The sequence below is a fragment of the Methylobacterium gossipiicola genome, assembly GCF_900113485.1.
GTDB classification, from domain to species: domain Bacteria; phylum Pseudomonadota; class Alphaproteobacteria; order Rhizobiales; family Beijerinckiaceae; genus Methylobacterium; species Methylobacterium gossipiicola.
The window spans coordinates 21,606-35,630 of sequence record NZ_FOPM01000025.1 but is presented as its reverse complement, the minus strand read 5'-3'; the positions used below and the strand labels follow the sequence as shown (position 1 = coordinate 35,630).

Here is a 14,025-nt window from a genome sequence, read left to right as displayed (position 1 = left end):
GATCCTGCGGTACAGCCTCGGGGCAACCCTGCCAAGGCGACGCCTGGCCCGGTTCAGCGCGGCGGCAGCAGCGGCGTCAACACATCGGTGACGCCGTTCACGGTGATCTGCGTTCCGACGCAGAGAAGCAGGAAGGCGAAGAGGCGCCCGAGCACCCGCGCGCCCACGGGACCGATGAGTGTCACCACCCGGTCGGCCGAGCCGTAGGCGAAGCGCACCATGACGGCGATGGCGAGAGCCGCGAGCGACATGCCGACATAGAAGCCGACGCGGTCGGGGCTCGCCTCCGGGCGGTTTGAGCCGAGCGCGATGGCCACCGCGATGGTGCCGGGGCCGGTGGTGAATGGCAGGGTGAGGGGAAAGAACGCGATCTCGGCTAGATTTTCGGGAAGGCCGCCCTGAGCTTCGGCCTGCTTGCGCGCCTCGCGGGCCTCGGGCACCGTCAGCAGCGTCCAGGCCGAGGCTGCCACCACGAGCCCCCCGGCGATGCGCAGGGCCGCCAGGGAAACACCGAAGAAGTTGAGGATCGGTGCCCCCGCCCACAGGGCCGAGAGCATGATCAGCGCCGCGTAGAACCCGATGCGCTTCGACAGTTCCACCCGTTGGGCATGGGAGTTGTGCGCCGTGACTTGGGCGAAGATCAGGGCCGACCCGATGGGGTTCACGATGGAGAACAGGCTCGACAGTGCGAGGACGAAGCTCTGAAGGGCGGTCTCCGGGGAGAAGGCGGACAGCATGGGTTCAACCGGGGGAGGGGGCTGGCACCAGAACGCGGGCCGGGGCGAGGCGGGTCGCCCGCCGGATCCGCTGGACGGTGACGGGCCGATAGAGCTGCTTCGTCGCGTCCACCACGTGCAGACCGGCGAACGGTAGGGACAGGCCGGTCCCGAGGCGCTCCCAGGCGCCGGCTGTCTGCAGCCACACCCGGCTCCGTACCGGAGGCATGTACAGGGCCTCGGCCCATCCTTCGGGCGAAAATTGCGTGGTGCGCATGAGGCGGGCGAGCTGGGAGCGGCTGTAGGGCTGGCCGTGGCCGAAGGGCGTCGCGTCGCGCCGCGCCCACACGCCCCGGCGGTTGGGCACCACGAGGATCATCCGCCCCCCCGGCGTCAGCACCCGCCAGACATCCTGGAGGAGCTCCGTGGGACTCTCGACGGATTCGAGGGCGTGGACAAGGATCACCCGGTCCACGGCGGCTTCCGGCAGGGGCATCATGGTCGGGTCGGCCAGCGCCGAGCAGGAGCGCCCGCTCCCGGGCCAGTTCACGACGCCCTGGGTCGCCGGCATGAAGACCAGGGTCCGTTCGGCGATCACGTGGACGGGGCCGAGATAGGGGGTGGCGTAGCCGAGGCCCAGGACCCGCAGGCCCGATACGGAGCCCAAGAAGGCATGGATCGCCCGGCCGACGATGCGATGCGTCACCCCGCCGAGCGGGCTGGCATAAAAGGCGCGCAGGTCGGTCACGTCGAGGCGCATGGCGGAGGTCCGGCGCGGCCGGTCTGCTTGTTCGTGGGGCGGGGAGGCTTATGCAGGCATCAATGGGGGGCGCGGGGGGCGGCGGCAACCCCGCGCCCCGCGATTCCCTCGCCCGCCGGAACCCGGGCGCGGCGGCTACGGTTCCCCGCTCGAGACCGAGGATCAGTTCATGACCGCTTCCCGACCGGACATCCGGACCTTCCTGTGCCGCAGCGACAACATCGGCGTGCTCCTGCGCGACCCGGCGACGGGCGCCTGCGCGGCCATCGACGTCCCCGAGGCCGGCCCCGTCCTCGCGGCCCTGGACGAAACCGGATGGACCCTCACCGATATTCTGGTGACCCATCGGCATGCCGATCACATCGACGGGATCGTCGAGGTGAAGCGGCGCACGGGCGCCAAGGTGACGGCCCCGGCCAAGGCCGGCTCGGCCATTCCGGCGGTCGATGTCGCCGTCTCCGAGGGCGACATGGTCCGGGTCGGCTCCCTCACGGCGGTCGTCTGGGAGACGCCGGGGCATTGCGCCGATCACGTCACCTACTGGTTCGAGGGCCCTCGCCTGATCTTTGCCGGCGATACCCTGTTTACCCTCGGCTGCGGCCGGGTGATGGAGGCCGAGCCGGCTGTGCTGTGGCGCTCGCTCGCCCGGTTCGAGGGCCTGCCCGACGAAACGGAAGTCTATAGCGGGCACGATTACGTGCTCTCCAACGCGCGGTTCGCGCGGGCGGCCGAACCCGACAATGCGCGGTTGGTGGCGCGGATGGAAGAAGCGGAACGGGCGAAGGCCGAGGGCCGTTTCCTCGTTCCCACAACCCTGGGTGAGGAGCGGGCGACGAATCCGTTCGTAAGGGCGGCCGAACCGAGCCTGGCCAGATCCGTGGATCTCGCACCCGGAACCGAGCCCGAACGCGTATTTACTGCCCTGAGGGCCTGGAAGAATAAGTTCTGACCCGTTAAAGGGCGGGCAGCGTTTCGCAGATGCGAGACACGGCGCCTCCCTGACGTATACGTCGTGGTCCTCGGCGCTGGCGATTGTGCGAGGACTTCACGTCCCCTCGAACCACGGCGGGTATTCCCGAACGATGCAGCCTTCCGGCCCGCCCTTCGTATTCAGGAACGGCCCTGCCGTCGGTGACGCTTCTGAGGCCAACATCCTGGACGACGTACCTCGGAAGTCCTCCTCGGATCGCTCGCCCGCCAGCCGCGCCGCGGCGCGCGCCGCGCCCCTGGCCGTCGATGCCCGCCTCCTTGCCGTGGCGACCGAGCATCTGCGCCGGCTCGGACCGAAACGCGTGACGGTGGTGGCCGTGGCGGCGGAGGCCGGCATGACCCACGCCAACGTCTATCGCTACTTCCCGTCCAAGGATGCGCTGCTCGATGCCGTGGCCGGTCGCTGGTTGCGCGATGTCGAGGCGGAGCTCGCCCGCATCGCCGACGCTCCCGACCCTGCCGACGACAAGATCGAACGCCTGCTGACCGCCCTGGCCTCGGCGCAGCGCGCGACCCTCGCCAACGAGCCGAACCTGTTCTCCGTCCATCTCGACGCCGCCGTGGGCGCCCGGCCCATCGCTCGGCGTCACAGGGTGCGGCTTCGCGGTCTCGTCGAGCGCGTGGTCGAGGAAGGCATGGCGACGGGAGCCTTCGTGGCGCGGGATCGGGAGCGGGCCATCGCCTACATCTTCGACGCCAGCTATCGCTTCACCCATCCCCTCGCGATCCAGCACGATGCAGACCTGCCGACGGATCTCATCGAGGCCCGACTCGGCGCGGTGATTCTGGCCATTCAGCGGGTGCTGCGGACGGGCACTCTCTAGGGGCAAGTGACAGAACTTTTGCGGTGTCACCGCGGGAATCGTGGGGCTTCGTTTCACGGTGCTGTCGCCTAAGTCGCTCCTGGATCTCAGCTTTCTCGAAGGGTCTGGATGAAGGACATGTCGGCGACTTGGCCCGAACCCTGCAAAGCCGATGGGACATCGGTTGAAGCCCTGGGCCTTTTCCGCCACACACCGCCGCGACGCACACAACCCGAACGAAGGCGTGGCGGTGCGGCCCGGCCGATGCGGACCTGAGCTCGTCATACGGGCGGAACACCGCGCATCCACCTAGATCACCGGAGGCTCGTTTTACCCATGGCACGCAGCAAGATCGCCCTCATCGGCGCCGGACAGATCGGTGGAACCCTCGCGCATCTGGCCGGGCTGAAGGAGCTCGGCGACGTCGTCCTGTTCGACATCGTCGACGGCGTTCCCCAGGGTAAGGCCCTCGACATCGCCGAATCGGCCCCCGTCGACGGATTCGACGCCGCCTATTCCGGCGCCAGCGACTATGCCGGCATCGCCGGGGCCGATGTGGTGATCGTCACGGCGGGCGTGCCGCGCAAGCCTGGCATGAGCCGCGACGACCTCATCGGGATCAATCTTAAGGTGATGGAGGCGGTCGGCAACGGCATCAAGCAGCATGCGCCCGACGCCTTCGTGATCTGCATCACCAACCCCCTCGACGCCATGGTGTGGGCGCTCCAGAAGTTCTCGGGATTGCCGACCAACAAGGTCGTGGGCATGGCCGGCGTGCTCGACTCGGCCCGGTTCCGCCACTTCCTCGCCGACGAGTTCAAGGTCTCGGTGGAGGATGTCACCGCCTTCGTGCTCGGCGGCCACGGCGACGACATGGTGCCGCTGGTGCGCTACTCCACCGTGGCCGGCGTGCCCCTGACCGATCTGGTCAAGCTCGGCTGGACCACGCAGGAGAAGCTCGACGCCATGGTCGAGCGCACCCGCAAGGGCGGCGGCGAGATCGTCAATCTGCTCAAGACCGGCTCGGCCTTCTACGCGCCCGCCGCCTCCGCCATCGCCATGGCCGAGAGCTACCTGCGCGACAAGCGCCGGGTGCTGCCCTGCGCCGCCTACCTCAACGGTGAGTACGGCGTCGACGGCATGTATGTCGGTGTGCCCATCGTCATCGGGGCGAACGGCGTCGAGCGCATCCTCGAGGTGACGTTCAACGACGATGAGAAGGCGATGTTCGAGAAGTCGGTCGGGGCCGTGAAGGGCCTCATCGAAGCCTGCAAGGGCATCAACCCGGCCCTCGCCTAAAACCCAAGACTTCGCAGCCGGCCGCTCAGGCGGCCGGCTCAAGCGGAGCGAGACGAAACCGGAAGGCCCGGCACGGCCGGGACGAGGGAGGAAGTTTGGCATGAACATCCACGAATATCAGGCCAAGGCGGTTCTCAAGGAGTTCGGACTGCCGGTTTCGCGCGGCGTCGCGATCTTCAAGGCCGAGGAAGCCGAAGCCGCCGCCCGTGAGCTCGGTGGCCCGGTCTGGGTGGTCAAATCGCAGATTCATGCCGGCGGACGCGGCAAGGGCACCTTCAAGGGGGCTCCGGCCGGCGCCAAGGGCGGCGTGCGCGTCACCAAGTCCCTCGACGAGGTGAAGCAGTTCGCCGGCGAGATGCTGGGCCAGACCCTGGTGACGATCCAGACGGGGGAAGCCGGGAAGCAGGTGAACCGCCTCTACATCGAGGAAGGCGCTCAGATCGAGGCCGAGTTCTACCTCTCCATGCTGGTGGATCGCGAGACCGGACAGGTCGCCTTCGTCGTATCGACGGAGGGCGGCATGGACATCGAGCAGGTCGCCCACGACACCCCGGAAAAGATCGTCACCTTCTCCGTCGATCCGGCCACCGGCATCATGCCCCATCACGGCCGCGCCGTCGCCAAGGCGCTCGGCCTCACCGGCCCGCAGGCCAAGGAAGCCGGTGATCTGACCACCAAGCTCTACGCGGCGTTCACCGCCAAGGACATGAGCATGCTGGAGATCAACCCCCTGGTGCTCACGGGCGACGGTCACCTCAAGTGCCTCGACGCCAAGATCTCGTTCGACTCGAACGCCCTCTACCGCCACCCCGACATCGTGGCTTTGCGCGACGAGACCGAGGAGGACGCCAAGGAAATCGAGGCCTCCAAGTACGATCTCGCCTACATCGCGCTGGACGGTACCATCGGCTGCATGGTCAACGGTGCCGGCCTCGCCATGGCGACCCTCGACATCATCAAGCTCTACGGCGAGGAGCCGGCGAACTTCCTCGATGTCGGCGGCGGCGCTTCGGAAGAGAAGGTCACGGCGGCATTCAAGATCATCACCGCCGATCCGCAGGTGAAGGGCATTCTCGTCAATATCTTCGGCGGGATCATGAAGTGCGATGTCATCGCCAACGGCGTGATCGCGGCGGTGAAGGCGGTGGGCCTCGAAGTTCCCCTGGTGGTGCGTCTGGAAGGCACCAACGTCGAGAAGGGCAAGGAGATCATCCGGACTTCCGGCCTGAACGTGATCCCGGCGGACGATCTCGACGACGCCGCACAAAAAATCGTCGCCGCCGTGAAGAAGGGCTGAGAGAACCGATGTCCATCCTGATCGACGCGAACACCAAGGTCATCTGCCAGGGCTTCACCGGCAAGAACGGGACCTTCCACTCCGAGCAGGCCATCGCCTACGGCACCAAGATGGTCGGCGGCACCTCCCCGGGCAAAGGCGGCTCGAAGCACCTCAACCTGCCGGTCTTCGACACGGTGGCCGAAGCGCGCGAAGCCACGGGCGCCGACGCCTCCGTGGTCTACGTGCCGCCGCCGGGCGCCGCCGATGCCATCTGCGAGGCGATCGCGGCGGAAGTGCCCCTCATCGTCTGCATCACCGAGGGCATTCCGGTCCTCGACATGGTGCGGGTGAAGCGCGCCCTGGAAGGTTCGAAGTCCCGCCTCATCGGGCCGAACTGCCCCGGCGTCGTCACGGCGGGCGAATGCAAGATCGGCATCATGCCGGCCAACATTTTCAAGTCGGGCTCCGTCGGCATCGTCTCGCGCTCGGGCACGCTTACCTATGAAGCCGTGTTCCAGACCACCAATGCGGGGCTCGGCCAGACCACGGCGGTCGGCATCGGCGGCGATCCGGTGAAGGGCACGGAGTTCATCTCCATGCTCGAACTGTTCCTCGCCGACGACAAGACCGAGTCCATCGTGATGATCGGCGAGATCGGCGGTTCGGCGGAAGAAGAAGCCGCGCAGTTCCTCGCCGACGAGGCCAAGCGTGGGCGCAAGAAGCCCATGGTCGGCTTCATCGCCGGCCGCACGGCCCCTCCGGGGCGTCGCATGGGCCATGCCGGCGCCATCATCTCGGGCGGCAAGGGCGGAGCCGAGGACAAGATCGCCGCCATGGAAGCGGCCGGCATCCGGGTCTCGCCCTCGCCGGCCCGCCTCGGCAGCACCCTCGTCGAAGTCCTGAAGGGCTGAGGCAACTGAGGCGCGGGGCTGTGTTGCGCCGCATTCAGCCTTGGGCGCCCATATGAAATCCGATGGACGCGGGTTTGCCGCGTCCGTCTCTCCGAATCCGAGCCGACATCCTGTGCCGGATCGGACGACGATCGCCCCGCATGGGGCGGCCTTGAGCCAAGCGGTAGGATGATCCGGACGATGGCACGCCACGACGCGCTCGAAACCTCGTTCCTCTACGGCGGCAACGCCGCCTACATCGAGGAGCTACAGGCGGCCCATGCCCGCGATCCGAATTCCGTCGATCCCGAATGGCAGGATTTCTTCCGCTCCTTGAACGAGGACAAGGGCGCGGCCGAGAAGAACGCCGCCGGCGCGTCGTGGCGGCGTCCGAACTGGCCGATCCCCGCCAACGGCGAGATCGTCTCGGCGCTGGACGGCAACTGGGCAACCGTCGAGAAGGCAGTCGGCGAGAAGATCCGCGCCAAGTCGGACACCGCGACGGCCCCCGCCAAGGGTGTCGTCGTCGCCTCCGCGCCGGGCATCTCGGTGGAGCAGGCGACCAAGGATTCCGTGCGCGCGATCATGCTGATCCGCGCCTACCGCATGCGCGGCCACCTCCATGCCCGCCTCGATCCCCTCGGTCTCGCCCCGCGCGGCGACCACGAGGAACTGCACCCGCAGCATTACGGCTTCGAGGAGCGGGATTGGGACCGTCCGATCTTCCTCGACAACGTGCTCGGACTCGAATTCTCGACCATCCGAGAGATCGTCGAGATCTTGGAGCGCACCTACTGCCAGACGCTCGGCGTCGAGTTCATGCACATCTCCAACCCGGAGGAGAAGGCATGGATTCAGGAGCGCATCGAGGGCAAGGGTAAGGAAATCCAGTTCACCCCCGAGGGCAAGCGCGCGATCCTCAACAAGCTCATCGAAGCGGAGGGCTTCGAGAAGTTCCTCGACCTCAAGTACACCGGCACCAAGCGATTCGGCCTCGACGGCTCCGAATCGATGATTCCGGCCCTCGAACAGATCATCAAGCGTGGCGGCGCCCTCGGCGCTAAGGAGATCGTGGTGGGCATGGCCCATCGCGGCCGTCTGAACGTGCTCTCCAACGTGATGGCCAAGCCCTTCCGGGCGATCTTCAACGAGTTCAAGGGCGGCTCGGCCAACCCGGCCGAAGTCGAGGGCTCGGGCGACGTAAAGTACCACCTCGGCGCGTCCTCGGACCGCACCTTCGACGGGAATAACGTCCACCTCTCGCTCACCGCCAACCCGTCCCACCTCGAGATCGTCGATCCGGTGGTGCTCGGAAAGGTGCGGGCCAAGCAGGACCAGCGCGCCAACCCGCATGTTCACCGCACCAGCGTCGTGCCGCTCCTCATCCACGGCGACGCCGCCTTCGCGGGCCAGGGTGTGGTCGCCGAATGCCTCGGCCTGTCGGGCTTGAAGGGGCATCGCACCGGCGGGTCGATCCACTTCATCATCAACAACCAGATCGGCTTCACCACCGATCCGCGTTTCTCACGGTCCTCGCCCTATCCGTCCGACGTCGCCAAGATGGTGGAAGCCCCGATCTTCCATTGCAACGGCGACGACCCCGAATCCGTGACCTTCGCGGCCAAGATCGCCATCGAGTACCGGCAGAAATTCGGCAAGCCCGTCGTCATCGACATGCTGTGCTATCGCCGCTTCGGCCATAACGAGGGCGACGAGCCGGCCTTCACCCAGCCGAAGATGTACCAGCGCATCCGCAAGCATCCGACGGCGCTCGAAACCTACGGCAAGAAACTCGTCGCCGAAGGCGTCGTGAGCCAGGAGCAGCTCGACGCCCGCAAGGCCGAGTTCCGCGGTATTCTCGACGGTGAGCTCGATGTCGCCAACACCTACAAAGCCAACAAGGCCGATTGGCTCGACGGGCGGTGGTCCGGCTTCAAGGCCGTGCGCGAGGATGTGGACGATCCGCGCCGGGGCAAGACCGGCGTTCCGACGGAGATCCTGCGCGAGATCGCCCAGCGCATCACCACGCCCCCGCCCGGTTTCCACCTCCATCGCACGATCCAGCGCTTCTTCGACAACCGCGCCAAGGCGGTGGAAAGCGGCGAGGGCATCGACTGGGCGACGGCCGAGGCCCTCGCCTTCGGTTCGCTCCTGCTGGAGGGGCACCGGGTCCGCCTCTCGGGTCAGGATGTCGAGCGCGGCACCTTCTCCCAGCGCCACGCCGTGGTGATCGATCAGGAGAACGAGCAGCGTTACACGTCGCTCAACTCCATCCGTGAAGGTCAGGCGAGCCTCGAAGTCATCAATTCGATGCTCTCCGAAGAGGCGGTGCTCGGCTTCGAGTACGGCTATTCCCTGGCCGAGCCCAACGCCCTCGTGCTGTGGGAGGCGCAGTTCGGTGATTTCGCCAACGGCGCCCAGGTGGTCATCGATCAGTTCATCTCGTCGGGTGAGCGCAAGTGGCTGCGCATGTCCGGCCTGACCCTGCTGCTGCCGCACGGCTACGAAGGCCAGGGGCCGGAGCATTCCTCGGCCCGCCTGGAGCGCTTCCTGCAGATGTGCGCCGAAGACAACATGCAGGTCGCCAATTGCACTACGCCGTCGAATTACTTCCACATCCTGCGGCGCCAGCTCAATCGCGAGTTCCGCAAGCCGCTGGTTCTGATGACGCCGAAGTCGCTTCTGCGTCACAAGCGGGCGGTTTCCACCATCGACATGATGGCGGAGGGATCGAGCTTCCACCGCGTGTTGTGGGACGACGCCGAGCGTGAGGACGATGCCACCAAGCTCGCCAAGGACGACAAGATCCGTCGCGTCGTCCTATGCTCGGGCAAAGTCTATTACGACCTCTACGACGAGCGCGAGAAGCGCGGGATCAACGACGTCTACATCATGCGCGTCGAGCAGCTGTATCCGTTCCCCCTCAAGGCCCTGGCCGGCGAGATGGCGCGCTTCCGCAATGCCGAGGTGGTCTGGTGCCAGGAAGAGCCCAAGAACATGGGCCCCTGGTCGTTCGTTGAGCCTTATCTCGAATGGGTGCTCGGCCAGGCCCAGTCCTCCGTCAAGCGCGCCCGCTACGTGGGTCGGCCGGCCTCGGCCTCCACGGCGGTCGGCCTCCTATCCAAGCATCAGGCCCAGCTCCAGGCCTTCCTCAATGAGGCGCTGGCGATCTGACGCCCGGCGCCCAGCGCTTCCCGAACCCGAGCGCGCCCGTGACCGGCGCCGCGAAACTCCCGGACGGACACTGATCATGGCAACCGACATCCTCGTCCCGACGCTCGGCGAATCCGTGAGCGAGGCCACCATCGGCCGCTGGTTCAAGAAGCCCGGCGATGCGGTGGCGGCCGACGAGCCCCTGGTCGAGCTCGAGACCGACAAGGTCACCCTCGAGGTCAACGCACCGGCCGCGGGCGAACTCGGCGAAATCCTGGTCAAGGACGGGGAGACCGTGGAGCCCGGTGCTCTCCTCGGCTCCATCGTCGAGGCGAGCGGTGACGCGAAAGCGGCCGCGCCGAAGAAGGCGGAGGCTCCGGCTGCCGAAACCAAGCAGGCCGAGACCGCGCCGGCGAAGGAGTCTTCCGCCGGTTACGGCAACCACGGCGACGGCGCACCGGCGCAGTCCCGTGACTCCGGCGACCACGGCCCGGCCGTGGGTAAGATCGCCCGCGAATCCGGAATCGATCCCGCGACCCTGAATGGCTCGGGCAAGGACGGCCGCGTCACCAAGGGGGACATGCTCGAGGCCAAGGCGAAGGGGCCGTCCGCCCCGACCCCGGCGCCCGCCCGGGACGCCAAGCCCGCCGCGCCGCGCGCACCCTCGAAGCCCGACGATGCGGCGCGCGAAGAGCGCGTGCGCATGACGAAGCTGCGCCAAACCATCGCCCGCCGTCTCAAGGACGCGCAGGATACGGCCGCGATGCTGACGACATTCAACGACGTCGACATGTCCGCCGTCATGGCCATGCGCAGCCAGTACAAGGACATCTTCGAGAAGAAGCACGGCACCAAGCTCGGCTTCATGGGTTTCTTCACCAAGGCGGTGATCGGCGCCCTCAAGGACGTGCCGGCGGTCAATGCCGAGATCGACGGGCAGGATCTCGTCTACAAGAACTACTACCACATCGGCATCGCCGTCGGCACCGATAAGGGCCTCGTGGTGCCGGTGGTGCGCGACGCCGACGACCTGTCCATCGCCGGCATCGAGAAGAAAATCGCCGGCTTCGGCAAGAAGGCCCGCGACGGCAAGCTCTCTATCGAAGAGATGCAGGGCGGCACCTTCACCATCACCAATGGCGGCATCTACGGGTCGCTGATGTCGACGCCGATCCTCAACGCGCCGCAATCGGGCATCCTCGGCATGCATCGCATCGAGGAGCGTCCGGTTGTGCGGAACGGCAAGATCGAGGCGCGGCCGATGATGTATCTGGCCCTGTCCTACGACCACCGCATCGTCGACGGGAAGGAGGCCGTGACCTTCCTCGTGCGGGTCAAGGAGGCGCTGGAGGATCCGGCACGCCTCGTGCTCGACCTCTAAGGCCCGGCAGCTGCCGTCCGCCGGCCGCCTGGACGCGCGGCCGGACGCTTCCGCGCGCTTCGTATCCGATGGTGGGGCATGACCCGCCGCCCAATTCAGCGAGTCAGAATTTCATGTCCTACGATCTCGTCGTCATCGGCACCGGCCCCGGCGGCTATGTCTGCGCCATCCGGGCGGCTCAGCTCGGCCTCAAGACCGCCGTGGTGGAGAAGCGGGCGACCCATGGAGGCACCTGCCTCAACGTCGGCTGCATCCCCTCGAAGGCCTTGCTACACGCCTCCGAAGCTTTCGAGGAGGCGGGCAAGCACTTCGCCGACATGGGCGTGATCGTGAGCGCGCCCGAACTCGATTTGACGAAGATGATGACGTTCAAGCAGGACGGCGTCGACGGCAACACCAAGGGCGTCGAGTTCCTGCTCAAGAAAAACGGCATCGACGCCTATCGGGGTACCGCGCGCCTCGCCGGAGCCGGTCGTGTCGAGGTGCTGTCGGAGGATGGCGGCAACCAGCTGCTGGAGACGAAGAACGTCGTCATCGCCACGGGTTCGGACGTCACCCCGCTTCCCGGCGTCACCATCGACGAAAAGATCGTGGTGTCCTCCACGGGCGCGCTCACCCTTGAGAAGGTGCCGGGCAAGCTCCTCGTCATCGGCGCCGGCGTCATCGGCCTCGAACTCGGCTCGGTCTGGCGCCGCCTCGGCGCCGAGGTGACCGTGATCGAGTATCTCGATCGCATCCTGCCGGGCATGGATGGCGAGGTGGGCAAGCAGTTCCAGCGCATCCTCGGCAAGCAGGGAATCCAGTTCAAGCTCTCGTCGAAGGTCACGGGCGTCACCGTCGAGAACGGGGCGGCCGCCGTCACGGTGGAGCCCTCTGCCGGGGGCGCGGCCGAGACCCTGCAGGCTGATGTGGTGCTCGTCGCCATTGGCCGCGTGCCCTACACTGAGGGCCTCGGACTGGAGACCGTAGGCGTCGGCCTCGACAACAAGGGCCGCATCCAGACGGACAGCCACTACGCCACCAATGTCACCGGTATCTACGCCATCGGCGACGTCATCGCTGGGCCGATGCTCGCCCACAAGGCTGAGGACGAGGGAGTCGCGGTCGCCGAACTCCTGGCCGGTCAGTCGGGCCACGTGAATTACGGGGTGATTCCGAACGTGGTCTACACCTATCCAGAGGTCGCTTCTGTCGGAAAGACCGAAGAGGAGTTGAAGAAGGATGGGATCGCCTACAATTCCGGGAAATTCCCCTTCACCGCCAACGGTCGCGCCAAGGTCAACCACACCACCGACGGCTTCGTGAAGATCCTGGCGGATGCGACCACCGACCGGGTGCTCGGCGTGCACATCGTCGGCGCCGACGCGGGCAATCTCATCGCGGAGGTGGCGGTGGCCATGGAGTTCGGGGCTTCCGCCGAGGACGTGGCCCGCACCTGCCACGCCCACCCGACCCTGACGGAAGCCGTCAAGGAGGCCGCCCTGGCTGTGGCCAAGCGCGCCATTCACATCTGATCGAAGGGGCGGGCGCGCCCGCCCATCAGGATTCCGCCGGCACCAGGGGCGGAAGGCGCGACAGGCGCAGCGCGATGATGAGCGCGAGCCCGTACAGGCAGGCGAAGAACGCCGCGACGCCCGTCCAGCCCGAATGGGCGAAGAACCATCCGCCCGCCGTCCCGAGCACCGAGGAGCCCAGATAGTACAGGCAGAGATACACCGACGAAGCCTGGGCGCGGTCGCGTAAGGCCCGGCGGCCGATCCAGCTGCTGGCGACGGAATGGGCGCCGAAGAAGCTCACAGTCACCACGACGATGCCGAGGATGATGAGCCAGAGCCTGTCGGACAGGGTCATGGTGATGCCGGCGAGCCCCAGAAGGATCGCCAGCCAGAGCACCCGGCGCCGCCCCAGGCGGCTCGCGATCTCACCCGTCAGGGCCGAGGAAAAAGTCCCGAATAGGTAAATGACGAAGATCGCCCCGATGGCCGTCTGGCTGAGATCGAATGGCGGATCGAGGAGGCGAAAGCCGATATAGTTGTAGACGCTGACGAAGCCGCCCATGAGCAAGAACGCTTCGGCGAACAGCCAGGGCAGTCCGGGATCGCGAAAGTGCTGGCCGAAGGTGCCGGGCACATCGCTCCAGCGCATCCGGTTAGGGCTGAAGCGTTGCGACTCCGGCAAGCTTAGGAGGAAGGCCACTGCCGCGCCGAGGGCCAGCACCCCGATCGTGCCGAGGCCCCAACGCCAGGAGGCGTGATCGGCGATGATGCCGGCGATCAGCCGTCCGATCATGCCGCCCAGGGCATTACCGCCGATGAGTAGGCCCATGGACAGGCCGATGGCGCGCCCGTGCATCTCTTCGCTGAGATAGGCCATGGCTACGGCCGGCAGGCCGCTCGCGGCGAGACCCGTGAGGGCCCGCAGGGCGAGGAAGCCGTGCCAACTCGGAATCAGAACCGCCACGAGGGTGAGGGCGGCCGACGCGAACAGCGACGCCACCATCACCGGCCGACGCCCCCAAACTTCCGAGAGCGGGCTCACCACCAGCAGGGCGAGGGCCAGCATCGCACAGGGAAGCGAGAGGGCAAGGCTGCTTTCCGCCGGCGAGACATGAAACTCGTCGGCGAACACTGGGAGCAACGGCTGCACCCCGTAGAGCACCGCGAAGGTCGAGAAGCCCGCCGCCGCGAGGGCCAGGGTGGTGCGGCGGAAGGCCGGCGTCCCGGCTTCGATCAACCGGGGCGATGCCTTGTCCAT

11 protein-coding genes are annotated in these 14,025 nt (G+C 67.0%); 8 read left to right on the top strand and 3 right to left on the bottom strand.

Going from position 1 to position 14,025, the window contains the following annotated elements; genetic code table 11:
• Window positions 1-53: 53 nt before the first annotated feature.
• Entirely contained in the window at window positions 54-737 is a 684-nt protein-coding gene (locus tag BM249_RS17630) for a MarC family protein (protein WP_091974441.1), read from the bottom strand.
• Between the two features lie 4 nt (window positions 738-741).
• Window positions 742-1,476, bottom strand: a complete 735-nt coding sequence (locus BM249_RS17625) for a methyltransferase domain-containing protein (protein WP_091974440.1) — start codon at window positions 1,474-1,476, stop codon at window positions 742-744.
• Window positions 1,477-1,645: 169 nt separating this feature from the next.
• On the opposite strand from BM249_RS17625, the gene gloB reads away from it, so the two are divergent.
• The 8 genes from gloB to lpdA all read left to right on the top strand — a co-directional run bounded on the left by gloB (window position 1,646) and on the right by lpdA (window position 12,785).
• Window positions 1,646-2,425 carry a hydroxyacylglutathione hydrolase gene (gene gloB, locus BM249_RS17620; RefSeq protein WP_091974438.1) on the top strand — a complete coding sequence of 260 codons (780 nt, stop codon included), beginning with the start codon at window positions 1,646-1,648 and terminating at the stop codon, window positions 2,423-2,425.
• A gap of 202 nt (window positions 2,426-2,627) precedes the next feature.
• On the top strand, window positions 2,628-3,290 hold the full coding sequence (locus tag BM249_RS17615; protein WP_425284849.1) for a TetR family transcriptional regulator: 663 nt from the start codon (window positions 2,628-2,630) through the stop codon (window positions 3,288-3,290).
• Between the two features lie 315 nt (window positions 3,291-3,605).
• Window positions 3,606-4,568: a malate dehydrogenase gene (gene mdh / locus BM249_RS17610; RefSeq protein WP_091974434.1), complete on the top strand. Its 963-nt coding sequence runs from the start codon at window positions 3,606-3,608 to the stop codon at window positions 4,566-4,568.
• Between the two features lie 100 nt (window positions 4,569-4,668).
• Window positions 4,669-5,865 carry an ADP-forming succinate--CoA ligase subunit beta gene (gene sucC / locus BM249_RS17605; RefSeq protein WP_091974432.1) on the top strand — a complete coding sequence of 399 codons (1,197 nt, stop codon included), beginning with the start codon at window positions 4,669-4,671 and terminating at the stop codon, window positions 5,863-5,865.
• Between the two features lie 8 nt (window positions 5,866-5,873).
• Complete coding sequence (sucD, locus tag BM249_RS17600) at window positions 5,874-6,758, top strand: succinate--CoA ligase subunit alpha (protein ID WP_091974430.1); 885 nt, start codon at window positions 5,874-5,876, stop codon at window positions 6,756-6,758.
• Between the two features lie 180 nt (window positions 6,759-6,938).
• Complete coding sequence (locus BM249_RS17595; RefSeq protein WP_091974486.1) at window positions 6,939-9,911, top strand: 2-oxoglutarate dehydrogenase E1 component; 2,973 nt, start codon at window positions 6,939-6,941, stop codon at window positions 9,909-9,911.
• Window positions 9,912-9,987: 76 nt separating this feature from the next.
• Entirely contained in the window at window positions 9,988-11,271 is a 1,284-nt protein-coding gene (odhB, locus tag BM249_RS17590) for a 2-oxoglutarate dehydrogenase complex dihydrolipoyllysine-residue succinyltransferase (protein ID WP_091974427.1), read from the top strand.
• Window positions 11,272-11,384: 113 nt separating this feature from the next.
• On the top strand, window positions 11,385-12,785 hold the full coding sequence (lpdA, locus tag BM249_RS17585) for a dihydrolipoyl dehydrogenase (protein WP_091974425.1): 1,401 nt from the start codon (window positions 11,385-11,387) through the stop codon (window positions 12,783-12,785).
• 25 nt (window positions 12,786-12,810) lie between these two features.
• Here the strand turns inward: lpdA and BM249_RS17580 are convergent, their stop codons facing one another.
• On the bottom strand, window positions 12,811-14,025 hold the full coding sequence (locus tag BM249_RS17580) for an MFS transporter (protein WP_091974423.1): 1,215 nt from the start codon (window positions 14,023-14,025) through the stop codon (window positions 12,811-12,813).